We start from the raw sequence: 24,600 nt of genomic DNA, 5'->3' as shown, positions 1-24,600 counted from the left end.
ATATCACATGAAATTCAGTGAACTCTGGTTGCGTGAGTGGGTAAACCCAGCCATCAGCAGCGAAGCATTATCAGACCAAATCACCATGGCTGGCCTTGAAGTCGATGGCGTTGATCCGGTTTCCGGCGCATTTAATGGCGTGGTTGTCGGCGAAGTTGTCGAATGTGGTCAGCACCCAAACGCAGACAAACTGCGTGTGACTAAAGTGAATGTCGGTGGCGATCGCCTGCTCGACATCGTTTGCGGCGCACCAAACTGCCGTCAGGGCCTTAAAGTTGCCGTCGCGACTGTCGGCGCGGTATTGCCGGGTGATTTCAAAATCAAAGCCGCCAAGCTGCGTGGCGAGCCTTCAGAAGGCATGTTGTGTTCTTTCTCTGAGCTGGGTATTTCGGAAGATCACGACGGTATCATTGAGCTGCCGCTTGATGCGCCAGTCGGGACTGATATCCGCGAATTCCTGAAGCTCGATGACACCATTATCGAAATCAGTGTGACGCCAAACCGTGCTGACTGTCTGGGTATCCTGGGCGTGGCACGTGATGTTGCGGTGATTAATCAGCTGCCGCTGGTCGAGCCGGAAATCAATCCGGTGAAAGCTAGCGTTGACGCCACAATCTCCATTGATGTGCAGGCGCCTCAGGCGTGTCCGCGTTATCTGGGCCGTGTGGTAAAAGGCATCAATGTTAAGGCCGCTACGCCGTTGTGGATGCGTGAAAAACTGCGTCGCTGCGGTATCCGTTCTATCGACGCTGTTGTGGATATCACCAACTTCGTGCTGCTGGAACTCGGTCAGCCAATGCATGCGTTCGATCTGAATCGCATCAGCGGTGGCATTGTCGTGCGCATGGCGCAGAAAGACGAAGCATTAACGTTGCTTGATGGCACCAAAGCGAAACTGGCGGAAGACACGCTGGTCATCGCTGACCACCAGAAAGCGCTGGCGATGGCCGGTATCTTTGGTGGCGAACATTCCGGTGTGAATGATGAAACGCAGGATGTCCTGCTGGAATCTGCGTTCTTTGCTCCGCTGGCCATCACTGGCCGTGCACGCCGTCAGGGCCTGCACACAGACGCTTCACATCGCTATGAACGTGGTGTGGATCCTGAGCTGCAATTCAAAGCCATTGAGCGCGCAACTGCTTTGCTGCTGAGCATTTGTGGTGGTGAAGCCGGTCCGGTCATCAACGCGACTTCAGAAGAGCATCTGCCAAAAGCGGCTACCATCACATTGCGTCGTGAAAAACTGGACCGTCTGATTGGCCACCATGTAGAAGACGCACAGGTAACCGATATTCTGACCCGTCTGGGCTGTCAGGTTGAGCATAAAGCCGACCACTGGGTGGCTGTCGCACCAAGCTGGCGTTTCGATATGCAAATCGAAGAAGACCTGGTGGAAGAAGTGGCCCGTGTTTACGGCTACAACAACATTCCTGATGTGCCAGTGAAAGCCAGTCTGGTGATGACTAAACACCGTGAAGCGAATTTGTCGCTTAAACGTGTGAAAAATCTGCTGGTTGACCGTGGATTCCAGGAAGCGATCACCTACAGTTTTGTGGATCCAAAAGTTCAGGCTCTCCTGCACCCTGGTGAAGAAGCGCTGATTTTGCCAAGCCCGATTTCGGTGGAAATGTCAGCAATGCGTCTTTCCCTGTGGTCTGGCCTGCTGACTGCGGTAGTAAATAACCAAAATCGTCAGCAAAGTCGCGTGCGTTTATTTGAAAGCGGCCTGCGCTTTGTCCCTGATGCACAAGCCGATTTGGGTATCCGTCAGGACGTCATGCTGTCTGGTGTGATCTCGGGTACTAAAAATGAAGAGCATTGGGATCTGGCGCGTCAGACAGTTGACTACTACGATTTGAAAGGTGATCTTGAGGCTATTCTTGAGCTTACCGGCAAAATGAACGACGTACAGTTCAAGGTAGAAGCAAATCCTGCGCTGCATCCTGGGCAAAGCGCGGCGATTTATTTACGCGGCGAACGTATTGGTTTCATTGGTGTAGTACACCCTGAGCTGGAACGTAAACTCGATCTTAATGGTCGTACCGTGGTCTTCGAATTGTTATGGAACAAGGTCGCAGACCGCGTACTGCCTGATGCGAAAGAGATTTCTCGCTTCCCGGCGAACCGTCGTGACATCGCTGTGGTAGTGGCCGAAAACGTGCCCGCAGACGATATTTTGGCAGAGTGCAAGAAAGTTGGCGCAAATCAGGTAGTTGGCGTAAACTTGTTTGATGTGTACCGTGGCAAGGGCGTAGCTGAAGGTTACAAGAGCCTGGCTATCAGTCTGGTGTTGCAGGATACCGGCCGTACACTGGAAGAAGAGGAGATCGCCGCTACCGTTGCAAAATGTGTAGAGGCTCTAAAACAGCGATTCCAAGCATCCTTGAGGGATTGAACCTATGGCGCTTACTAAAGCTGAAATGTCAGAACACCTGTTTGAGAAGCTCGGGCTGAGCAAACGGGATGCCAAAGACCTTGTTGAGATATTTTTCGAAGAAGTACGTCGTGCTTTGGAAAATGGCGAGCAAGTAAAACTGTCTGGCTTTGGCAACTTTGATCTGCGTGACAAAAACCAACGTCCGGGACGTAACCCGAAAACCGGCGAAGATATTCCGATCACGGCGCGTCGTGTGGTGACTTTCCGTCCGGGACAGAAATTGAAAAGTCGTGTAGAGAATGCCACTCCGAAAGAATAAGTGAAAACATCAAAAAGGCCGCGAAAGCGGCCTTTTTTTTGGGCCGAATTTACGGTTCTCTGAAGGGAAATAATTTGCGTTAAATTGCGCAGGAAGTGAAAAGATTTCGTTAATGGGGTGGTTGTTTCAGGAATCGTCTGATAGATTAAATTTAACGCCAGGTCGAGGAGGTATATTATCTGCACCTTGCAGGTTGTTAATTACGGGCTGACTTTTTCATCAGTGTTGTTTTATTCGGCTTTTTATGTGAGCCGCAATAAATACAGTGGTTGCATAAAACAAAAAAAGGGGCCCAAGCCCCTTGATGTTAAACGCATTGGCAAATGTTTATATTCAGATTCGCAGTCAGTAAATAAACAAATGCAATGATGAAAATTCTTAATTAATGTTAGCGCCAGTAATAATGCGGATGACCACCGCCATGGCCGCCACCGTGACCATATGGCCCCGGGAAGATACAGCCACTGAGGCTTACGACAACCAGAGCAACACCAAACAAAGCGAGAATACGACGCATAAGAATGTCCTTTATTGGAATAAACAATTTTATTATAAATAAACGGCAGACGGATTATCGTCAGGCTTGCGTTAAGATTTGTTAGTATCGTAATAAGAATTGAATAGTTAATAATCTTCATCCTGTTGATGTATTTCAAACAGGATATGTTTGTATTTTTATTGTAAGGTCACAGCAAGATATCCGAAAATACGCCGCACTCTTATATTCTCTGTCTTTCCTGCCTGATATAAAAAACACGTCATAAAAATAAAGAAGGCGTGACTCTTATGAAAAAATCACTTTTATTGCTTTGTTGTGCACTGGCATTGCCTGTGATCGCGCAGGCAAATGTTTCTGTTGACGTTAACGTACCCGGCGTATCGGTTCATCTCGGGGATCAGGACCAGCGTGGCTATTACTGGGATGGTTACGACTGGCGTCCGCCGCAGTGGTGGCATGACCATCAGGGCCATCATTATGGTGAGCGCAATGAGCATGGTATGTACTGGCATGGCAACCGCTGGGATCCCAAACCGCCGCAGCGTGGTCATAGCAATCCGCCACACAACCCGCAACACGATCAGGGCCACCCGAACAACGGCAATCATCATGATAATGGTGATCACCATGATAATCGTGATCATCAGGGCGGGCAAAATGACAATCACGGGAAGGGTCAGCCGATCCCGCCAGATGGCCATCAGGGCCACTGATTCTCCCCTTCAATGAAGACTTTTCAGGCCGGTGCTTTGTCACCGGCTTTTTTGTTTCCTGTTTTTGTCATTATCCGGTTCACTCGCCAGAGCTAACTGACTAATATCGGTAGGATAGTCATCCACAGTGAGTCTCAGGAAACTGCCCTACATGCCCATTCCGCAGACCTATTCTGCTCTTGAACAACAACGTAAACGCCGTGACCGCCGCTGGCTGGTCGGGCTGAGCCTGTTGCTGGTAATAATCTGCGTATTCAGCCTGAGTGCGGGTGAAAACTGGTTATGGCCCAATCAGTGGCTGGGCAGTGAGGCGCGACTTTTTGTCTGGCAACTGCGGTTACCCCGGGCTATCGCGGTGATTCTAGTCGGCGCCAGTCTCGCGGTTGCTGGCGCAGTCATGCAGTCATTATTCGAAAACCCGCTCGCCGAACCCGGATTGCTCGGCGTTGCCAATGGTGCCGGTGTGGCGCTGGTATTGTGTGTCATGCTCGGCCACGGCATTTTACCTGTCTGGGTGATGAGTCTGGCGGCGATTGCAGGCGCACTGATTGTCACATTTTTCCTGTTAACGATTTCCCGTAAACGTTTGTTAACGAATGCCCGTATGCTGCTGGTGGGCGTAGCGATCGGTATCGTTTGCAGCGCTTTAATGACCTGGGCCATTTACTTCAGCAGTAATCTTGATTTGCGCCAGCTGATGTACTGGATGATGGGCGGGTTCGGCGGTGTCGACTGGAACCAGATCTGGCTGGCAATGCTGTTGTTGCCGGTATTATTGTGGCTGGTTTTTCAGGGCAACGCCCTTAATCTGCTGTCATTAGGTATCGTACAGGCGCAACAACTGGGGATATCTCTGACAACCTGGCGCTATGGGCTTGTTCTCGCAGTCGGCTGGATTGTCGGGCTGAGCGTGGCATTATCTGGCGTTATCGGCTTTATCGGGCTGGTTATCCCGCATATTCTGCGCCTTGCGGGTATCACCGATCAGCGCCGTTTACTGCCAGCCTGTGCGCTTGGTGGCGCCAGCGTGTTACTTCTCGCTGACGTGGTATCAAGAATTGGTCTGTATGCGGCTGAATTGCCCGTCGGCGTGGTTACCGCCACGCTGGGGGCTCCGGTCTTCATCTGGCTTCTGATCAGAGTCGGACAAATCCGCTGATTATTTACGGCGGGTCGTCTATGCTCTCCCTTTACCTACCTGCAACTATCAGGATAAAAACGATGAGTAATGACATTTTTGACATCTCCCTGAAAACCATTGATGGCGAAACCACAACGCTGGGTGCTTATAAAGGTTCTGTATTGCTGGTCGTTAACGTAGCGTCACAATGTGGCCTGACCAAACAATATGAAAGTCTGGAGAATATTTATCAGGCCTGGCAAGACCAGGGATTTGAGGTTCTGGGCTTCCCGTGTAATGAGTTTGGCGCGCAGGAACCGGGTACAGAAGAGGAAATCAAAACCTTCTGCACCACGAACTTTGGCGTGAAATTCCCTATGTTCAGCAAAATTAACGTCAATGGCGACAACCGCCACCCGCTGTATGCGGCGATGATTGCTGCCCGTCCTGCGGCGGTAAAACCAGAAGATAGTGCTTTCTACGAGCGTCTTGCGAGCAAAGGCCGTCAGCCTTTAAAACCCGATGACATCTTGTGGAACTTTGAGAAATTCCTGATCGGTCGCGATGGCACCGTTGTTCAGCGTTTCGCACCGGACATGACGCCGGAAGATCCTATTCTGATGGAAACTATTAAAGCAGCACTGGCAAAATAACTAAGTTATGGAAGCGCAGATGCTGGAATGTCGCGAAATTGCGGTTGAAGGGCGCCTTCAGGCGTTTAGTTCGCACATCGCGCCCGGAAGCCGGATACATATTATCGGGCCGAACGGGGCAGGAAAGAGCACCTTACTGAACCGGCTGGCAGGCATGTCGGCCGGAAAAGGTGAGGTCAGTATCGACGGACAAAGGTTAGCTGAATTATCAGGCCCGCGTCTGGCTCGTCTGCGCGCCTGGCTTTGCCAGCAACTGACACCGGCATCCCTGATGCCGGTTTTCCAATATCTGTCACTTCATCAGCCACAAAATTCCGATCCTGAAGTGCTGGAGCGCACAATTGCACGGTTGTCTGCTGCGCTGCATCTTGACGATAAACTTGCCCGTCCGGTCACACATCTTTCAGGTGGTGAATGGCAGCGGGTTCGCCTCGCGGCGGTCTTATTGCAGGTGTGGCCTGACGTTAATCCCGACAGCCGGCTTTTATTTCTCGACGAACCGATGAACAGTCTTGACGTGGCGCAGCAGCAGGCGCTGGATCAGTTGCTCACGGAATTCTGTGCAGCAGGGCGTTCAGTCGTGATAAGTGACCACGATCTTAATCATACTTTGCATTATGCACATGAGGTCTGGCTGATGTCGGCGGGTGAAGTCATTTCAGCGGGAAAATGTCCTGATGTTATGCAGCCGGAAACACTTTCTGCGGTTTATAAAGTGGTATTTCAGGGACATGAACTGGCTGGTCGACACTGGATAATGGCGGCGATGGCGTAACGTATTACTTAATCAATAGCCGGGTAACTATTTTATTATCAGCTGTTAGGTTTTTGAATGCCCATTTTCTGTTCATAAAAAGAACAGTGTTTTCTATTTCTAAATAAAGTTCATTTTTTAGTATTACATTAAATACAATTCAATACATTGTTTTCAAGACGTTTTTTGGTATTAAGATAGTTTCTTTTCTTCTGGTTTAGTTTCTATTTAGCTTCACAAAACTGGAAAATCCTTAAGGTTAAATTAAGATTAAACCGACATCATAAGATTCATAAATTCATGACAGTGTTTACCTGTTGTTAAATAAATGCGGTCTAAAGTTGGTATCAATTAATTACCTTTCGGGATAGCGTAATGGAAAACTTTTTGCCTTTCTCCCGTCCGTCTATGGGCGAAGAAGAGATTGCGGCTGTGGGGCAGGTTTTGCGCTCAGGGTGGATAACCACCGGACCGCAAACAAACCAGCTGGAACAGGATTTCTCTGCCGCTTTCGGTTGTAAACATGCTATCGCAGTCAGTTCCGCAACCGGTGGCATGCATGTTACGTTGATGGCGCTGGGCATAGGCCCCGGCGATGAAGTGATTACCCCTTCCCAGACCTGGGTTTCGACCATCAATATGATTGTTCTGCTGGGTGCAGAGCCGGTCATGATCGATGTTGACCCGGACACCCTGATGGTAAGCGCAGAAGCCATTGCTGCCGCCATCACGCCGAAAACCAAAGCGATTATCCCTGTGCATTACGCGGGCGCGCCTTTAGACCTTGACCCGATTTACGCTGTCGCCAACGAACACGGTATTCCTGTCGTAGAAGATGCCGCGCACGCGGCAGGTACCCGTTACCGTGACCGCTGGATTGGCGGGCAGGGAACGGCAATCTTCTCCTTCCACGCCATCAAAAATATGACCTGCGCCGAAGGTGGCCTGATAGCCACGGATGACGACGAGCTGGCGAATAAAGTCCGCGCGTTGAAATTCCACGGTCTGGCCGTTGATGCATTTGACCGTCAGGTACTGGGGCGCAAACCGCAGGCTGAGGTTGTCGAGCCCGGTTTTAAATACAATCTTTCCGATATTCACGCTTCTATTGCCGTCGTCCAGCTTAAACGCCTGCATGAGATCAATGCGCGCCGTACCGAACTGGCGCAGCGATATCTGGATAAATTACAGGGCTCACCTTATTTGCCAATGAATGTACCGGCTTACCCGCACCTTCATGCGTGGCACTTATTCATGATCCGCGTGGATGAAGAACGTTGCGGTATCAGCCGTGACGCTCTGATGGAACGCCTGAAAGAGCAGGGGATCGGAACTGGTTTGCATTTCCGCGCCGCTCATACCCAAAAATATTACCGCGAGCGTTATCCGCATCTGAGCCTGCCAAACAGCGAATGGAATTCGGCACGTTTGTGCAGCCTGCCGCTGTTCCCTGATATGCAGGACAGTGATGTGGACCGTGTTGTCGCGGCTCTTTTTTCCCTTCTGGAGGCGCAGTAGTGGCGCAATACGAACCAATCCGTAAAGTCTCGGTGGTTATCCCGGTCTACAACGAAGAAGAAAGCTTGCCGGCATTGTTATCTCGTACGCAGGCAGCCTGTAAGCAATTAACCCAACAGTACGAAATAATTCTGGTGGATGACGGCAGTTCTGACAGCTCCGGTGACATGCTCGCTGCCGCTGCAGAACAACCGGACAGCCATGTTATTGCCGTTTTGCTCAACCGTAATTACGGCCAGCATTCCGCCATTATGGCCGGTTTTAGCCATGTGACAGGTGATCTGGTCATTACACTTGACGCTGACCTGCAAAATCCACCGGAAGAAATCCCGCGCCTGGTCGCCACGGCCGATGAAGGCTATGACGTTGTCGGCACCGTACGTGCAAACCGCCGCGATTCCTGGTTCCGTAAATCAGCCTCGAAAATGATCAACATGATGATCCAGCGCGCTACCGGCAAATCGATGGGCGATTACGGTTGCATGTTACGTGCCTACCGCCGCCACATTATCGAAGCCATGCTGCATTGCCATGAGCGCAGTACCTTTATCCCGATTCTGGCAAACACCTTCGCGCGCAAAACGATTGAAATCCCGGTTCAGCATTCTGAGCGCGAATTCGGTGATTCCAAATACAGCCTGATGAAACTCATCAACCTGATGTATGACCTGATTACCTGCCTGACAACGACGCCGCTGAGAATGCTTAGCGTGGTGGGCAGTGCGATCGCCATTTTCGGTTTTGTGCTGGCGGTGTTTCTGATTTTAATGCGCCTCATCAACGGTCCTGCCTGGGCTGCGGATGGCGTATTTACGTTATTTGCATTGTTATTCATGTTTATCGGTGCGCAGTTTGTGGGCATGGGGTTACTCGGTGAATACATCGGGCGTATCTACAATGATGTCCGTGCGCGTCCCCGTTATTTTGTTCAAAAAGTCGTCGGCGTTCGTTCCGAAGATAACAGTCAGGAAGAAGAGTGATGAAAGCGATTGTATTTGCCTACCATGATATTGGTTGTGTTGGTTTACAGGCTCTGGTTGATGCCGGTTATGACGTACAGGCAGTCTTTACGCATACCGATGCCCCGAATGAAAACCAGTTCTTTTCATCTGTTGCCCGTCAGGGTGCTGAACTGAATCTGCCGGTTTATGCCCCGGAAGATGTTAACCATCCATTGTGGGTCGACCGCATCCGTGCTTTACAGCCTGATGTCATTTTCTCTTTCTACTATCGCAACATGCTGAGCGAAGAGATTTTATCTCTGGCGCCACGCGGCGGTTTTAATCTGCATGGTTCATTGCTGCCACGCTACCGTGGTCGCGCACCGGTTAACTGGGCGCTGCTGAATGGCGAAACCGAAACCGGCGTTACCCTGCATAAAATGGTTAAACGGCCTGATGCGGGTGATATCGTGGGGCAGCGTAAAGTCGCTATCGCCGCCGATGACACTGCACTGAAATTACACGCCAAAGTCCGTGATGCAGCTAAAGCGCTTCTGACAGATGTTCTGCCGGAAATGAAAGCCGGTAAGATCACGCTGACTCCGCAAGACGAGTCTCAGGCAAGCTACTTTGGACGTCGCACTGCTGCCGATGGTGAAATTCACTGGCATAAATCTGCCACTGAAATTAACAACCTGATCCGTGCTGTGACTGAACCTTACCCGGGTGCATTCTCTTATCTGGGTCAGCGTAAACTGACCGTCTGGCGCGCCCGTCCGCTGGATACTCAGCATGACAAACAACCGGGCACCGTACTTTCTTCTGATCCGCTGACTATCGCCTGTGGCGAAGGCGCACTGGAAATTCTGGCAGGGCAGAGTGAAAACGGCCTGTATGTTCAGGGTTCCCGTCTGGCGCTTGAACTGGGTATCATGCCGGATATGCGCGTGGCGACATTGCCAACCGCCGTCATGAAGCGTCGTACACGCGTGCTGATTCTGGGTGTGAACGGTTTCATCGGTAACCACCTGAGTGAACGCCTGCTGCGTGAAGACCGTTATGAAATTTATGGTCTGGATATCAGCTCTGACGCGGTCAGCCGCTTCATGGATAACCCGCACTTCCACTTCGTTGAAGGCGATATCAGCATCCATTCTGAGTGGATCGAATACCACATTAAAAAATGTGATGTCGTTCTGCCGCTGGTGGCTATCGCCACGCCAATTGAATACACCCGTAATCCGCTGCGTGTGTTCGAACTGGATTTCGAAGAAAACCTGAAAATCGTTCGCGACTGTGTGAAATACAAAAAACGCATCATCTTCCCGTCGACCTCTGAAGTTTACGGTATGTGTGATGACAAAGAATTCGATGAGGACCATTCCCGTCTGATCGTTGGCCCGATTAACAAACAGCGCTGGATTTACTCTGTTTCTAAACAGCTGCTGGACCGTGTTATCTGGGCATATGGCGCGAAAGAAGGTCTGAAATTCACACTGTTCCGTCCGTTTAACTGGATGGGGCCACGTCTGGATAACCTGGATGCTGCGCGTATCGGCAGTTCCCGTGCGATCACTCAGCTGATCCTGAATCTGGTAGAAGGTTCACCGATCAAACTGGTCGATGGCGGCGAGCAGAAACGTTGCTTCACCGACATCAACGACGGTATCGAAGCGTTGTTCCGCATCATCGAGAACCGCGACAACCTGTGTGACGGTCAGATCATCAACATCGGTAACCCGACGAACGAAGCAAGCATCCGTCAGCTGGCAGAAATGCTACTGAAAAGCTTTGAGGCTCACCCGCTTCGCGCCCAGTTCCCGCCGTTTGCCGGTTTCAATCTGGTCGAAAGCAGCACTTACTACGGTAAAGGCTACCAGGACGTTGAGCACCGTACGCCGAGCATCAAAAATGCCCGTCGTCTGCTGGACTGGAAACCTGAAATTGGCATGGATAAAACCGTCGCCGACACGCTGGATTTCTTCCTGCGTTCTGTAAACACTGACGCTGACAAAGCCTGATACGGTGCCAGACATGAAGAAAGTGGGTCTGCGCATTGATGTGGATACCTGGAGCGGCACCCGGGAGGGTGTCCCTCAGCTTCTGCAAACCCTTGCAAAACATAAAATTACCGCCAGTTTCTTCTTCAGCGTTGGCCCGGATAACATGGGGCGCCACTTGTGGCGCCTGCTTAAACCGCGCTTTCTGTGGAAAATGCTGCGCTCTAACGCTGCCTCCCTTTATGGCTGGGATATCCTGCTGGCGGGTACCGCCTGGCCGGGTAAACCCATCGCCCGTGACCTCGGGTATCTGATGAAAGAAACCGCAAAACGGGGCCACGAAGTCGGACTGCATGCCTGGGACCATCAGGGCTGGCAGGCGAAAGTCGGCAAATGGTCTGAGAAACAGCTGGAAGAACAAATCCGGCTGGGGCTGGATGCACTGGAAAAAAGCCTGGGTCATGACGTCGAATGTTCGGCAGTGGCTGGCTGGCGTGCTGATGAACGCGTCATAGAAGTGAAAGAGCGTTTTCATTTCTATTACAACAGTGATTGTCGCGGAACCCATCCTTTCCTGCCGGTGCTGGAAAATGGAACCCCGGGAACCGTACAAATTCCGGTGACGCTGCCGACTTACGATGAAGTGGCGGGCGGCGAAATTACGGCGGATAACTTCAACGATTTTATTCTTGATGCTATCGCCAAGGATACCGGCGTGCCGGTGTACACCATCCACGCCGAAGTTGAAGGAATGTCGCTGGCAACGCAATTTGACGAGTTACTGACCCGTGCTGCTGCACAGGGTATCCGGTTTTGCGCGCTGGGCGAGTTACTGCCGCAAGATCTCAGTACGTTGCCAAAAGGCAAAGTGGTTCGCGCCAGTTTCCCCGGTCGGGAAGGTTGGTTAGGCTGTCAGCAAGAAGGTTTGTCCTGATGTCGAAAACAATTAAAGGCGTATGGAGCACCATGATCCTGGTGTTCTTCGCGCTCGTTTACCTTGTTCCTCTTAATACCCGCCTGTTATGGCAACCAGATGAAACCCGATATGCCGAAATCAGCCGCGAAATGCTTCAGCGCGGCGACTGGGTTGTGCCTCATCTTCTCGGATTGCGCTATTTTGAAAAACCGGTGGCAGGTTACTGGTTTAACAATATCAGCCAGATGATTTTCGGTGACAGCAACTTTGCGGTGCGTTTTGGTTCAGTATTCAGCACTATGCTGAGCGCCATTCTGGTGTTCTGGCTGGCAAATCTGATGTGGCGTAATCGTCAGACCGCTTACACTGCCGTGTTGATCTACCTTTCCACCTTGCTGGTGTTCAGTATCGGTACCTACAGCGTTCTTGATCCGATGATCACGCTTTGGATGACTGCGGCTATGGTAGCGACCTGGTTCTGCCTGCGGGTTTCGCGTACACCGCAAAAAGCCATGAGCTGGATAGCGCTTGGACTGGCCTGCGGTATGGGCTTTATGACCAAAGGGTTTCTGGCGCTGGCGCTGCCGGTGATTGCAGTTCTGCCGATTGTCTGGCGTGAAAAGCGTTTCAAAACCCTGTTTGGCTGGGGACCGCTGGCGGTTCTCAGTGCTGTGGTTCTCAGTCTGCCGTGGGTGCTGGCGATTGCGCGGCATGAACCTGATTTCTGGAATTACTTCTTCTGGGTCGAGCATATTCAGCGATTTGCAGAATCGGATGCCCAACATAAAGCGCCGTTCTGGTTCTATTTGCCGGTGATCTGTCTGGGCGTTCTGCCGTGGCTCGGTCTGTTGCCGGGTGCGCTGCGCCAGGGCTGGACTCAGCGCGTCATGCGCCCGGAGCTGTTCTTCCTGCTGAGCTGGGCGATTATGCCGCTGATCTTCTTCAGCATCGCTAAAGGTAAACTGCCGACTTACATTCTGCCGTGCATAGCGCCGATTGCCTTGCTGATGGCCGATCATCTTGAACAAATCCGGCAGTCAGGGAAGTTACGCGCACTGAAAGCGAATGGCGTCATTAACATCATTTTTGGTGTTCTGATGGCAGTTGCTGTACTGGTGATATCCGGCATTCTGCCGTTCCACGTTAAAGCCGTCTTTACCCGTACGGAGTTACCCCGCGCTCTGATCGGTATTCTCTGTTTTGCCGTGTGGGCGCTGGCAGGGGCAATGTCACTGACCGATGTGAAAAAACGCTGGTACTGGGGCGCTATCTGTCCGCTGGTATTGGCGCTGCTGGTCGGGCAGGCTATGCCGCAGAAAATTATAGATTCAAAACAACCTCAGGACTTTTTACAACAGCACAACGACCTGTTGCAGGACAGCCGTTTTATCCTGGCAGATAATGTCGGCGTAGCCACTGCGGTTGCCTGGTCGCTGAAGCGCAGTGATATCCTGATGTTTGATGAAAAAGGCGAGCTGCAATACGGATTAAGTTATCCTGATGCTAAAGATAACTTTATTGATGCGGCTGGCTTCCCGGCATGGCTGCAGAAAGCCCGTCAGGAAGGAAATGTTTCTGTGATCCTCAGACTTGACCGCAATGCGCATGTGAAATCAACAATGCCGGCTGCTGACCAAACAGTGAAGTTTGATCGTCAGGCGATACTGTTCTACAAAAAACTGCCATGACCGGATTCCTTCTGGTGCTGGCAGTTAGTGTGATCACCTGTGCCGGCCAGCTATGTCAGAAGCAGGCCGCTCAGGTGTCCGCTGACGGTCTGGCGCGCGTTCTGCGCTGGCTTGGGCTGGCGGTGCTTTTGCTTGGCATCGGCATGCTCTTGTGGCTGCGGGTGTTACAACTGCTGCCGCTGAGTCTGGCGTATCCGATGCTCAGTCTGAATTTTGTTCTGATCACATTGTGTGCCCGCTGGTTTTTCCATGAACACGTCGACGGACGCCACTGGTGTGGCGTTGCGTTAATCATGTCAGGGATTGCACTGATGAGTGTCAGCTTATGAAAGGCTATTTGTGGGGCGGGGCCAGCGTCTTACTGGTAACAGCAGCGCAGTTGCTGATGAAATGGGGGATGGTGCAGATCCCGTGGATTGCTCTGTCTGCCATTGACACCTCGTTTATTCTTAGCCATTTAAGCGCACTGACTGCCGTGTTTTTGGGGTTATGCGGGTATGTATTCTCGATGGGCTGCTGGTTCTTTGCCTTACGGCATTTGCCGCTCAACCGCGCTTATACCTTACTAAGTCTGAGTTATGCGCTGGTGTATATCGCGGCGGTCACCTTGCCCTGGTTCAATGAAAGCATCAGCTTAACCAAAACACTGGGCGGTTTACTTATCTTGTCCGGTGTCTGCCTGATCCACAGTAAACCTGTCAAAAAGTCTCAATGAATTCATTCTGAAACGATAAAAATCATCACAAAAGATTGGATGACGGATAAAATAGCGCTAAATTCTATTAGTTCTTAGATAACGGCGACTTATCCGGCCCGCGTAAACCTTCGTGTTCCGGTGATGCCGTGACGCTATTGAGGAAGGAATGCACTATGCGCTGGTCGTCCGTATCCATGTATTCCCTGCTGGCTGTTGCCGCGTTAATTCTTAACGGTTGCAGCAGCCACGCGCCACCGCCAAGTGGCCGGTTCGCTGATTCTATAACCGTGGTTGCCGAGCTCAATGATCAGCTCAGTCAATGGCACGGTGCGCCTTATCGCTATGGTGGTTTACAACCCAGCGGCGTGGATTGCTCGGGCTTTGTCTTTCGTACTTATCGCGATCGTTTTGGGGTGGTTTTGCCAAGAACGACGGCCGATCAAACGAAAATTGGCACAAAAGTTTCCCGTGATGAACTGCTTCCCGGCGATTTGGTTTTCTTTAAAACCGGCAGCGGGGAGAACGGCTTGCACGTCGGGATTTATGATACTGCAGATCAGTTTATTCACGCCTCAACCAGTCAGGGCGTCACGCGTTCTTCGCTCGATAACGTCTACTGGCGCAAAGTGTACTGGCAGGCTCGTCGTATCTGATACGGTATAAAACCCATTCCCCCTGATTTCACTGCGTATTTCATCCTGTTTTTTGCTGTTATTATCAGAGCAGACTCATTCAGGATGAATATGCGATGAAACCTCTCAGACTGTTACTTTCCGATTCTTACGATCCCTGGTTCAACCTTGCCGTAGAAGATTGCATTTTCCGCGAAATGACCACTCAGCGGGTGTTATTCCTCTGGCGGAATGCCGAAACGGTGGTGATCGGGCAGGCGCAAAATCCCTGGAAAGAATGTAATACCCGGAGAATGGAAGAAGACGGCATTCGCCTGGCGCGCCGCAGCAGCGGCGGTGGTGCGGTGTTTCATGATCTGGGCAATACCTGCTTTACGTTTATGGCCGGCAAACCGGAATATGATAAAAGTGTCTCGACCAACATTATCCTCGATGCCCTAAAACGTTTGGGGATAGATGCCAGCGCCTCCGGTCGCAACGATCTGGTGGTCCAGACCGCGGAAGGGGAGCGGAAAATCTCGGGGTCAGCGTACCGTGAAACAGCAGATCGCGGGTTTCATCACGGCACATTGCTGCTTAACGCTGATCTGAGCCGTCTGGCAAACTATCTCAATCCTGATGTCAAAAAGCTGCAGGCGAAGGGAATTACGTCAGTGCGCTCAAGGGTGGCGAATCTCAGTGAATTTGTACCGGACATCAACCACGAGCAGATTTGCGAAGCCGTTATTGCCGCTTTCTTTGATTGGTACGGGGCAAGTGTGGAACCGGAAATCATCTCACCGGATGTCTTCCCTGATATTCCGGGCTTCGCGGAGCGATTTGCTAAACAAAGCAGCTGGGAATGGAATTTTGGCAAGGCACCAGCGTTCAGCCATCTGCTGAACGAGCGTTTTATCTGGGGCGGCGTGGATATTCACTTTGACGTTGAAAAAGGCAGTATCAGCCGGGCGCAGATTTTCACAGACAGCCTGCACCCTGCGCCGTTACTGGCCTTAGCCGATGCGCTGGTCGGTACGCGCTATCATGCGCAGGATGTGGGGCAAACGTGCCAGGAAATCATTGAGCAGAATCCCGCGATGCGGGCAGAACTGACCGAACTGCAATCCTGGCTGATGCGTTGTATTCAGTAGGTTTGAATCCCGGAGATGGCCCTTCTTGTGCGTTTCCGGGAAATATTTTAGCCACGGCTCAGCTTGTGTTGCAGGCTTCTTTTCACCATCAGCCATTCATGGTCAATGATGGAAAACACCACGGTGTCACGATAGCTGCCGTCAGCATTTTTGCTGTGATTGCGTAAGACGCCATCCTGTTTAGCCCCCAGGCGGGTAATTGCTGCACGTGATTTATGATTATGCCAGTGAGTCCTGAATTCGACGGCAATCGCCTGAAGTTGTTCAAACGCATACTCCAGCATCAGTGCCTTACATTCGGTATTCACAGAGGTTCGCTGGAAACGTTGCGCATACCAGGTAAACCCAATTTCCAGCCGGTGATTTTTCACATCGGCGTTGGAAAATCGCGTCGTGCCGATGACTTTCCGGGTTTCATTATGGACAACAACGAACGGCAAAGCGCGTCCTGCCGCCTGTTCATTCAGGGCATCATCAATATACTTTCCAACCGTATCCGGGCGCGGGACTGAGGTAAACCACAGTTCCCATAATTCGCCATCGGCAGCGGCTTCAGCCAGTGCATCTGCATGGTCATGACGTAAGGGATGCAAACTGATTGTACGGCTTTTCAGAACCGTTTCTTTTAACCATAACGCGACTGACATTTTATAATAACCTCTGGTTTTTTACTGGATTAGAGGAGTGACAGAGTCTGGAGTAGAGACTTCAATTGCAGGCGGATGGCTTGCGCCATATCTCTTAAGACACTATAACCATTAACTAAAATAGTTGAATACGACTCCCCCCGGACAATAGCGCAATGAGTGACCGTTAATTTGTCTAAATATGTCTGATAGCACTCATGGTGCACGTTGCGTGTTTTCCCTGCTGACGATAAGATTAGTCTGAACCCCCTGTATTGACTGACATATCCCTCAAATTAGAAGGTGAGAAAGGGGAGTCACATCTTGCAACGCTTTATTACGCAGTTATCAGCACCCTGGTCGCTTTTTACTGACAACCGGGCTGGCTCTTTCTTGATATCAATTTCTCTGACGTTTCGGTTACGCCTCGGGGCTCCGGCATCTTTATGATCTGATTGATAGTCAAAAAGGTTATTAATCAATTAGCAGTGCCGTTGATGTTTTGGATAAAAATGAAAATACAATTCGATACGGCCTTTAACAGTAGCTATCTGTGTCAGCCGGTCTACACCATTGAAGGGAAATTGCTTGCCGTAGAATTAATTTGCCGCTTTTCCAGTGCAGACAGCAAGCTGGTTATGCCCACAGAACTGGTGTTAAACCTTCTCACACCACAGCAATTACTGCGTTTTCTCAATGAACAGCAAGTCTGGGCGGATCAGCATGCCCAATGGTTTAACGATAATCAGGTTATTTTGAATATCAGTGTTGAAGAAAAGCAGGTGGCTTTATTACTCGCGGATGAAAATCTCCGTGAGGCTTTTAAAGCACACCCCTTTATTCATCTCAATCTGAGTGAATCATTTCCGCAGCTTTCTCAGGGCAGAAACAACATTCAACTGGTTGCACTAAAACAAGATTTTACCCTGTGGCTGGAGAACTTTGGTTCCGGGAATATTACGATGGCGCCGATTTTCGATCATCTTTTTCAGTGGGTGAAACTGGATAAAAACCTCTTCTGGCAACTTTATGAAGGTGAACATTTTACGATCGTGATGCCGGCATTAATCCGCAATGTAAACCGTTTTTGCCGCAATATTGTGGTGGACGGGCTGGACAGTCAGGAGTATTTCGATGCATTGCATAAAAAGGATATAAAGGGCGTAAAAGGCCTGTTGTGGCCAGGCGTTGATCCCGCTGAGATGGACAGCCTGCTTAACCGGCCTGTTCAATTTCACTCATCGTCACTGCCGTCTTGATATTCAGGATCCCGGTCAGCACCTGCTGTATCGGGATTTTTCATCCCGGGCGTCGGTAATCTCCCTGCATTTACTCCGTGTTAATCACGACGGAGCAGACCTACACTAAAGAAAAGGGGGATTTATGCCACAATTCGAACACCATTATGCAGACCAACTGCCCGGTTTTTACACCGCGCTGCAACCGACGCCACTGAAAGGTGCGCGTCTGCTTTACCATAGCGAGTCGCTGGCACAAGAACTGGGGCTGGATGCATCTCTTTTCGGCGCTGACCACCGCGAATACTGGTGCGGTGAGAAAATCTTTCCGGGCATGCTGCCTTTGGCGCAGGTCTACAGCGGGCATCAGTTTGGTGTCTGGGCTGGGCAGCTGGGTGACGGGCGTGGCATTCTGCTCGGGGAACAGGTTTTGCCTGGCGGAAAGCGTTTTGACTGGCACCTGAAGGGCGCCGGACTGACGCCGTATTCGCGCATGGGTGATGGTCGCGCAGTATTACGGTCCGTCGTCCGTGAGTTTCTGGCTTCAGAAGCGCTGCATCATTTATCGATTCCAACCACCCGCGCATTGACGATTGCAACAAGCGATGAGCCTGTATTTCGCGAACAGCCGGAGCGCGGTGCGATGCTGGTCCGCGTGGCTGAAAGCCATATTCGTTTCGGGCATTTCGAGCATTTCTATTACCGTAAACAGCCGGAACAGGTGAAGCAACTGGCCGATTATGTCATTGCTCATCATTGGCCGGAATTGCTGGAAAGTGAACCAGTTGAATCTTTGCGTTATCAGCGCTGGTTTACGGAAGTGGTGGAACGCACCGCCAGTTTGATGGCGCAATGGCAAAGCGTTGGATTCGCTCACGGTGTGATGAATACCGACAATATGTCTATTCTCGGGCTGACTATCGATTATGGTCCGTTCGGCTTTCTGGATGATTATCAGCCGGGTTACATCTGTAATCATTCTGACCATCAGGGGCGTTACAGCTACGATAATCAACCTGCCGTAGCCTACTGGAATTTGCACCGGTTGGCGCAGACGCTGTCCGGTCTGATGACTACGGAACAGTTACAGGCGGCGCTCGGTGAGTATGAACCGGCGCTGATGAAAACGTACGGTACACTGATGCGAGGAAAGCTGGGCTTCTTTACCGAGAATAAACAGGACAACGACCTGCTGACCGGTCTGCTGAGCCTGATGGCGAAAGAGGGCAGGGATTTCACCCAAACCTTCAGGTTGTTAAGTCATACTGAGCAACAACAGGCCCGCTCGCCGCTGCGGGATGAATTTATTGATCGTGAGGCTTTCGACAGCTGGTATCAGGCTTATCGCCAGCGCCTGCTGACGGAGGAAGTGGCTGACTCGACGCGCCAGGACGCGATGAAACAGTGTAATCCGAGAATTATTTTAAGGAATTATATGGCGCAGCAGGCCATTGAACGTGCCGAAAAAGATGACATCAGTGCGCTGACTCAACTGCATCAGGCGTTGTGCGATCCATACAGTGACGCGCCGCAATATGACGCGATGGCGGCACTGCCGCCGGACTGGGGAAAGCATCTGGAAATATCCTGCTCGAGCTGACAAAAAAAGCCACAAAGCAACATGCCTTGTGGCTTTTCATTTCTGCAGGGCACTTACTGGCGCAGGAAAACCTGAGGCAACGCGGTGTCCGGATGCGGACAGACGTTTAAATCGGCCTGATACCAGCGACTCAGCGTTTCTTCGCTCAGCACCTGAGCCGGTGTCCCGCTGGCGACCACTTTCCCGCTGTGCAACAAAATAACCCGGTCGGCATACAATGCGGCAAGATTTAGATCGTGCAAGACACAGCATACGGCCAGCGGTGTCTGTTGGGTCAGATGACGTAACAGGCGCAGCGCATGTTGCTGATGATATAAATCGAGCGCTGAAGTCGGTTCATCGAGAAACAGCCAGCGCGGGGCAGGCTCAGGTTGCCAAAGCTGGATTAATACCCGTGCCAGCTGAACGCGCTGTTGTTCACCGCCGGATAGCTGGCGATAGTCACGCTCAGCCAGATTCAGACAGCCTGTCTGCGCCATCACCTCTGCCAGCGCGCGCTGCAAATTTTGCTGGCCGTGGGGCGAACGTCCAAGTGTCAGCACTTCGCGGACACTAAATCCGAAAGCCAGCGTACTGTTCTGGCGCATTACCGCACGTGTGCGTGCCAGTTCTTGTGGCTGCCAGTCGTTCAGCGGTTTGCCCATCATGGAACATTCCCCCGACTGGGGTGACAGATAACCGGTCAACATCCGCATCAGGGTCGATTTACCGGCACCGTTTGGCCCGATCAGCGCCACCATTTCGCCGCTTTCCAGACTCATCGAAACGCCATCAATCAAACGCCGGCCGTTGACAGAATACGTCAGATTTTCAGCCATCATAGATGAGGAAATATCAGACATTGCGTGGCACTCCCGGACGCAGGATCAGCCAGAGAAAATACGGACCGCCGATCAAACTGGTCAGCAGTCCCACCGGCATTTCTGCGGGAGCAACCAATGTACGCGCGAGCGTGTCCGCCAGTAATAACAGGCAGGCTCCGGCCATGGCAGAACCGGGCAACAACCAGCGGTGATCGGCACCAATACGCATTCGTAAAAGGTGCGGGATAACCAGCCCGATAAAGCCGATAACCCCCGAAACCGCCACCGCCGCACCCACCAGCAATGCGCTCAGCAGCAACAACTGCAACTGGGTACGGCGGACATTCACGCCCAGATAATGCGCATCTTCCTCCCCCAGTTGCAGAATGTTCAGACGGCGTGCCATGAACAACGCGGCAATGCAGGCTGGCAGGATCAGCGAAGAAGCAACGGCCAGCGTCGGCCATTGTGCTTGTCCCAGACTGCCCATGCTCCAGAGCGAGAACTGACGCAACTGCTGATCATCACTGACATAAGTCAGCACGCCTACGGCTGCGCCGCACAGTGCATTAATGGCGATCCCCGCCAGTAATAAACGCGATAACCCACCATGCCCGAAACGGCTCAGGGTGAAGACAATAGCTGAAATCGCCAGACTGCCGACGAAGGCGCTGATCATATGGCTGTAGAGAGCCAGCAGCGGCGGCAGGGCGAGCGGCATGACAATCGTTAGTGCAACCGCCAGCGCTGCACCGCTGCTGATCCCAAGTAATCCGGGATCTGCGAGGGGATTGCGAAAAAGCCCCTGCATTACCGCACCGGAGCTGGCGAGCGCACAGCCGACCACCACAGCCAGTAACACTCTTGGCAAGCGTATGCTCAGCCAGACCTGCCAAAGGTCATCGTCAAAAGGACGCGAAATTAACGTTCTGAGCGACAATGCCATCGCGCCGGTATTGGCCGCCAGAATAGCCAGTACCAGCAGAGCACCGCCGAGTCCGATCAGCGCCCAAACCGGCGAGCGGCGTCGTGATGGCATTGGGGGGCTCATGCTGCTCATTTCGCTTGTTCCGCCGCCCGACGAAGTTGCGCCATCACGGCCGGAGTTTGCAGACCAAAGCCCAGCAGCGACATATCATCCAGCACTAAAACGCGTTTGTTCTTGCCCGCAGGCGTCATCGCTACACCCGGTAATTTCCACACCTGATCCAGTCCGCCGAGCGTTTTGACACCGTCTGCGGTCAGCAGAAGAATATCCGGCGCACTTGCAATCACCCCTTCCTGAGAAAGCGGGCGGTAGCGGCTAAATCCCTGCATGGCGTTTTTTGCGCCAACGGACGTGATCATCGCATCCGCCGCGGTATTTTGTCCCGCCGCCATGGAAGACATGCCACCGTGGCTCATTACAAACAACATTTTCACCGGCAGCGCATCATGACGAATGGTCGAAAGCTGTGAACGATAAGTGGTGATCAGTTTCTCCCCTTCAGCCTGACGGTTGAGGGCTGCGGCGATTACTTCAATTTTCTCAGGCACGGTATTGATAGAAGGGGTACCCGGCACACGGACAACTTTCACGCCATTTTGTGATAACTGTTGCAACACCAGCGAAGGTTCAGCCAGTTCACTGCTCAGTACCATTGAAGGATGCATTGATAAAATGCCTTCGGTATTTAGCTGGCGCATATAACCCACATCCGGCAGCGCCAGAACTGCCTTCGGACGCAGACTGGTGCTGTCTCGCGCCACCAGTTCATTGCCAGCGCCGAGGGCGTAAACAATTTCAGTGACGTCTCCGCCGATAGTGACCAGTTTTTCGGCCGCATGTAGCAAAGGTGCTGCCAGCAAAGTGCTGGTAGCTAACAGGGCTTTCAGCGAGAGTTTCATGCTGCAACGCCTTCGCCACTGAGCTGAGCCAGCTGCTCGCGCCACTGAGTCTGTTCAGGCGTGCCTTCGGTACGCTGTCCGTAAAGCTGGGCAATCTGGGTACCATCGGCAGCAAACAACTCCAGACTGGTGACGAAACCGTCTTTGGTTGGCTTACGGGTTATCCAGCTTTGTGCGATGGCGCTTTCTACCAGATGCAGCGTGAAGCGTTCATTGAACACGTTGATCCACTCACCGTGCGGCATCACTTTTTCAATCTGGCCGGTGAAGATCTGCACACAGCCACGGTTGCCGACGAAAATCATAATTTCGTTTTGGTCTTCTTTGGCGATATTCAGCAAACGGGTCAGGGAACCATTTTCCACGCGCCATGCCAGGTCATCGCCGACCGCTTCAAAGGCCTGCTGACGGCTGATGTCATGGCGTTTCAGCAACTGGAAGAACTGATGAACGTCAGTCATAGCGCGCCAGTCTGCATCGATAGCACTGGCATCAGCCGCTTTCAGGGCGGGAGTCGATGGCGCAGCTTCAATCTGCAATGGCGGATTGACGTCGGTTTTGTATTGCGCAATCAGCGCGTCCCATGCCGCCATATCGGTTTCATCGGTGTTATAGACTTTATGCACTGCATCGCCGTGAGCATCAAAAAACTGAATACTGTGGCGAACGCCACGAGCCGTGTTTTCAGACATACTGAAAATATGCTGCCAGTGTTGCAGGAACAGGCGCAAATCCAGTGCGCGCGGGTTCAGAATCAGGCCAGCATGACCACTCAGATGCTGGTTCTCATAACGACCTTGTTGTTCATGAACGGCAAAATCATTGCGGGTAATCGATTTTGTTCCACCGACATTTTCCAGAGCAGCCAGCAATGTGCGGGCATCAACATCAAGTCGTGCGGCATCATGGGAAACACGTAATGCAGTTAATTCTGCTTCACTGATAGCCAAAATTTCCGCCAGATCGCGGGCATATTTACCCGGGTTCGCGTCTTTAGCCTGTAAATAATCCTGATAGTGAACTGAATGCATTGCTGTCTCCTCGTTAGCCTAAGTCACCCGCCCGCTGGCTGGTAAAAACTCGCGATGTTATGTGAATGATTTGTAATAAAATTCGGGTCAGTAGCCCGTTAACTTACACTTGGTAATGGGAATTAATATCAATTTGATAATCATTATCAAATCATTGCAAGAACACATCAAGAAAATTTTTGTTGATGGAATGTAATTTTTGCCAGGTAACCCTTTAATGTAAGAGGGATAGTGCAGTATTTACAGAGTGAAAAACGCAGGGGTCAGGAAGACGCGGCGAACCGCAGGCATAAAAAAGGGCAACGAAGTTGCCCTTGGAAAGGTTGCCAGCAAGTGATCAGAACCGGCTGTCAGTGGCCTCAGCCAGCATCGACAACAGGGTTTCAGTATCTTCCCAGCTCAGGCAAGGGTCAGTCACTGATTTGCCATAAACCAGCGGTTTACCAGGATGAATCGCCTGAGTGCCTTCTATCAGGAAACTTTCCGCCATAATACCGGCAATCGCTGAAGAACCACTGCGGATCTGCTGGCAAATATCTTCTGCCACATCCAGCTGACGGCGGTGCTGTTTCTGACAGTTGCCGTGGCTGAAGTCGACCACCAGACGCTGCGGTAAATCAAACTCAGCCAGATTCTGGCAAGCCTGCTCCAGATCCTCTGCATGATAGTTGGGCTTTTTACCGCCACGCATGATCACGTGGCCATAAGGGTTGCCTGCGGTGCGATAAATAGTCATCTGACCGCTTTTATCCGGTGACAGGAACATGTGGCTGGTACGTGAAGAACGAATGGCATCAATGGCGATACGCGTATTGCCGTCGGTACCATTTTTAAAGCCAACAGGGCACGACAGCGCTGACGCCATTTCACGGTGGATCTGGCTTTCTGTGGTGCGTGCGCCTATCGCGCCCCAGCTGATGAGGTCAGCGATATACTGTCCGATCACCATATCCAGGAATTCGGTGGCAGTCGGAATACCCAGCTCATTGACGGCCAGCAGGACTTTGCGCGCCAGCTCTATACCGTCATTAACACGGCACGAACCGTTAAGCTCAGGATCAGAAATTAATCCTTTCCAGCCGACAACGGTACGCGGTTTCTCAAAATAGGTGCGCATCACGATTTCAAGGCGATCCTGATACTTGTCACGTAATACGCGTAGTTTTCCCGCGTAATCAATCGCCGCTTCAATATCGTGGATAGAGCAGGGACCGACGACAACCAGCAAGCGCTGATCTTCGCCACTGACAATTTTTTCAATCCGTTTACGTGATTCCATCACGTGTTGTGCGACCGACGGGGAAATTGGCAATTTGTCTGCCAGTGCCTGAGGCGTAATCAGGCTGTCGATGCGCGTCGTACGCAGTTCATCTGTTTGTGACATGGTGCTCTCGAAAATTTGTTTCTTCGCTGCGGCAGGAATACCGGGAAGTGATGTCGATCACAATAACCCAAAAA

Annotated in this window: 24 protein-coding genes; 17 read left to right on the top strand and 7 right to left on the bottom strand. The window is 51.6% G+C overall.

The window, feature by feature from the left end; translation table 11 throughout:
* The first annotated feature begins 7 nt into the window (after nucleotides 1-7).
* On the top strand, nucleotides 8-2,395 hold the full coding sequence (gene pheT / locus ACM615_RS07290) for a phenylalanine--tRNA ligase subunit beta (protein ID WP_431011715.1): 2,388 nt from the start codon (nucleotides 8-10) through the stop codon (nucleotides 2,393-2,395).
* 4 nt (nucleotides 2,396-2,399) lie between these two features.
* On the top strand, nucleotides 2,400-2,696 hold the full coding sequence (ihfA, locus tag ACM615_RS07285) for an integration host factor subunit alpha (protein ID WP_004089944.1): 297 nt from the start codon (nucleotides 2,400-2,402) through the stop codon (nucleotides 2,694-2,696).
* A 388-nt stretch (nucleotides 2,697-3,084) separates the two neighbouring features.
* On the opposite strand, the gene ACM615_RS07280 is transcribed toward ihfA, so the two are convergent.
* Nucleotides 3,085-3,213, bottom strand: coding sequence for a hypothetical protein (locus tag ACM615_RS07280; RefSeq protein WP_259274986.1), 129 nt, complete (start codon nucleotides 3,211-3,213; stop codon nucleotides 3,085-3,087).
* A 269-nt stretch (nucleotides 3,214-3,482) separates the two neighbouring features.
* Between ACM615_RS07280 and ACM615_RS07275 the strand changes: the two genes are divergently transcribed.
* The 13 genes from ACM615_RS07275 (at nucleotide 3,483) to ACM615_RS07215 (ending at nucleotide 15,957) form a co-directional block, all read left to right on the top strand.
* Nucleotides 3,483-3,908: a DUF2502 domain-containing protein gene (locus tag ACM615_RS07275; RefSeq protein ID WP_129638536.1), complete on the top strand. Its 426-nt coding sequence runs from the start codon at nucleotides 3,483-3,485 to the stop codon at nucleotides 3,906-3,908.
* A 151-nt stretch (nucleotides 3,909-4,059) separates the two neighbouring features.
* Nucleotides 4,060-5,067 carry a vitamin B12 ABC transporter permease BtuC gene (gene btuC, locus ACM615_RS07270; protein ID WP_132963814.1) on the top strand — a complete coding sequence of 336 codons (1,008 nt, stop codon included), beginning with the start codon at nucleotides 4,060-4,062 and terminating at the stop codon, nucleotides 5,065-5,067.
* 62 nt (nucleotides 5,068-5,129) lie between these two features.
* Complete coding sequence (locus tag ACM615_RS07265) at nucleotides 5,130-5,681, top strand: glutathione peroxidase (RefSeq protein ID WP_129638538.1); 552 nt, start codon at nucleotides 5,130-5,132, stop codon at nucleotides 5,679-5,681.
* 19 nt (nucleotides 5,682-5,700) lie between these two features.
* Entirely contained in the window at nucleotides 5,701-6,456 is a 756-nt protein-coding gene (gene btuD / locus ACM615_RS07260) for a vitamin B12 ABC transporter ATP-binding protein BtuD (RefSeq protein ID WP_431011714.1), read from the top strand.
* Between the two features lie 354 nt (nucleotides 6,457-6,810).
* The gene (gene arnB / locus ACM615_RS07255; RefSeq protein ID WP_431011713.1) at nucleotides 6,811-7,953 is read left to right on the top strand and encodes a UDP-4-amino-4-deoxy-L-arabinose aminotransferase; all 1,143 of its coding nucleotides are present in this window, start codon (nucleotides 6,811-6,813) and stop codon (nucleotides 7,951-7,953) included.
* On the top strand, nucleotides 7,953-8,933 hold the full coding sequence (gene arnC, locus ACM615_RS07250; protein WP_112287970.1) for an undecaprenyl-phosphate 4-deoxy-4-formamido-L-arabinose transferase: 981 nt from the start codon (nucleotides 7,953-7,955) through the stop codon (nucleotides 8,931-8,933). The genes arnB and arnC overlap by 1 nt, the downstream gene beginning before the upstream one ends.
* Nucleotides 8,933-10,915, top strand: a complete 1,983-nt coding sequence (arnA, locus tag ACM615_RS07245; protein WP_112287969.1) for a bifunctional UDP-4-amino-4-deoxy-L-arabinose formyltransferase/UDP-glucuronic acid oxidase ArnA — start codon at nucleotides 8,933-8,935, stop codon at nucleotides 10,913-10,915. The genes arnC and arnA overlap by 1 nt, the downstream gene beginning before the upstream one ends.
* A gap of 13 nt (nucleotides 10,916-10,928) precedes the next feature.
* The gene (gene arnD, locus ACM615_RS07240) at nucleotides 10,929-11,828 is read left to right on the top strand and encodes a 4-deoxy-4-formamido-L-arabinose-phosphoundecaprenol deformylase (RefSeq protein WP_112287968.1); all 900 of its coding nucleotides are present in this window, start codon (nucleotides 10,929-10,931) and stop codon (nucleotides 11,826-11,828) included.
* Nucleotides 11,828-13,498, top strand: a complete 1,671-nt coding sequence (gene arnT, locus ACM615_RS07235; protein WP_129638541.1) for a lipid IV(A) 4-amino-4-deoxy-L-arabinosyltransferase — start codon at nucleotides 11,828-11,830, stop codon at nucleotides 13,496-13,498. The genes arnD and arnT overlap by 1 nt, the downstream gene beginning before the upstream one ends.
* On the top strand, nucleotides 13,495-13,827 hold the full coding sequence (gene arnE, locus ACM615_RS07230) for a 4-amino-4-deoxy-L-arabinose-phosphoundecaprenol flippase subunit ArnE (RefSeq protein ID WP_129638542.1): 333 nt from the start codon (nucleotides 13,495-13,497) through the stop codon (nucleotides 13,825-13,827). The genes arnT and arnE overlap by 4 nt, the downstream gene beginning before the upstream one ends.
* Nucleotides 13,824-14,213: a 4-amino-4-deoxy-L-arabinose-phosphoundecaprenol flippase subunit ArnF gene (gene arnF, locus ACM615_RS07225; protein WP_112287965.1), complete on the top strand. Its 390-nt coding sequence runs from the start codon at nucleotides 13,824-13,826 to the stop codon at nucleotides 14,211-14,213. The genes arnE and arnF overlap by 4 nt, the downstream gene beginning before the upstream one ends.
* A 155-nt stretch (nucleotides 14,214-14,368) precedes the next feature.
* A complete protein-coding gene (locus ACM615_RS07220) occupies nucleotides 14,369-14,848 on the top strand; it encodes an NlpC/P60 family protein (protein ID WP_082465713.1) in 480 nt (159 codons plus the stop codon).
* A gap of 95 nt (nucleotides 14,849-14,943) precedes the next feature.
* Nucleotides 14,944-15,957: a lipoate--protein ligase gene (locus ACM615_RS07215; RefSeq protein WP_159281511.1), complete on the top strand. Its 1,014-nt coding sequence runs from the start codon at nucleotides 14,944-14,946 to the stop codon at nucleotides 15,955-15,957.
* A gap of 47 nt (nucleotides 15,958-16,004) precedes the next feature.
* On the opposite strand, the gene ACM615_RS07210 is transcribed toward ACM615_RS07215, so the two are convergent.
* A complete protein-coding gene (locus ACM615_RS07210) occupies nucleotides 16,005-16,604 on the bottom strand; it encodes a GNAT family N-acetyltransferase (protein WP_431011712.1) in 600 nt (199 codons plus the stop codon).
* A gap of 434 nt (nucleotides 16,605-17,038) precedes the next feature.
* On the opposite strand from ACM615_RS07210, the gene ACM615_RS07205 reads away from it, so the two are divergent.
* Nucleotides 17,039-17,842, top strand: coding sequence for an EAL domain-containing protein (locus tag ACM615_RS07205; protein ID WP_240783298.1), 804 nt, complete (start codon nucleotides 17,039-17,041; stop codon nucleotides 17,840-17,842).
* Nucleotides 17,843-17,966: 124 nt separating this feature from the next.
* Nucleotides 17,967-19,421, top strand: coding sequence for a protein adenylyltransferase SelO (locus tag ACM615_RS07200; RefSeq protein ID WP_431011711.1), 1,455 nt, complete (start codon nucleotides 17,967-17,969; stop codon nucleotides 19,419-19,421).
* Nucleotides 19,422-19,474: 53 nt separating this feature from the next.
* On the opposite strand, the gene ACM615_RS07195 is transcribed toward ACM615_RS07200, so the two are convergent.
* The 5 genes from ACM615_RS07195 to ACM615_RS07175 form a co-directional block, all read right to left on the bottom strand.
* A complete protein-coding gene (locus tag ACM615_RS07195) occupies nucleotides 19,475-20,263 on the bottom strand; it encodes a heme ABC transporter ATP-binding protein (RefSeq protein ID WP_431011710.1) in 789 nt (262 codons plus the stop codon).
* Nucleotides 20,256-21,263, bottom strand: coding sequence for a FecCD family ABC transporter permease (locus ACM615_RS07190; protein WP_431011709.1), 1,008 nt, complete (start codon nucleotides 21,261-21,263; stop codon nucleotides 20,256-20,258). The genes ACM615_RS07195 and ACM615_RS07190 overlap by 8 nt, the downstream gene beginning before the upstream one ends.
* A gap of 17 nt (nucleotides 21,264-21,280) precedes the next feature.
* Nucleotides 21,281-22,111, bottom strand: a complete 831-nt coding sequence (locus ACM615_RS07185) for a heme/hemin ABC transporter substrate-binding protein (RefSeq protein ID WP_431011708.1) — start codon at nucleotides 22,109-22,111, stop codon at nucleotides 21,281-21,283.
* Nucleotides 22,108-23,142 (bottom strand): hemin-degrading factor, encoded by a 1,035-nt coding sequence (locus tag ACM615_RS07180; RefSeq protein WP_159281516.1) that lies wholly within the window; start codon nucleotides 23,140-23,142, stop codon nucleotides 22,108-22,110. Before ACM615_RS07180 ends, ACM615_RS07185 begins: the two co-directional genes overlap by 4 nt.
* Before the next feature lie 337 nt (nucleotides 23,143-23,479).
* Nucleotides 23,480-24,526 carry a 3-deoxy-7-phosphoheptulonate synthase gene (locus ACM615_RS07175; RefSeq protein ID WP_431011707.1) on the bottom strand — a complete coding sequence of 349 codons (1,047 nt, stop codon included), beginning with the start codon at nucleotides 24,524-24,526 and terminating at the stop codon, nucleotides 23,480-23,482.
* Nucleotides 24,527-24,600: the final 74 nt, after the last annotated feature.

Origin of the sequence: Rahnella sp. PAMC25617 (assembly GCF_050606005.1) — a bacterium.
Taxonomy (GTDB): Bacteria; Pseudomonadota; Gammaproteobacteria; order Enterobacterales; family Enterobacteriaceae; genus Rahnella; species Rahnella variigena.
Note: the sequence above shows the minus strand (reverse complement) of the source record. Positions and strands in the feature narration are given on the sequence as shown.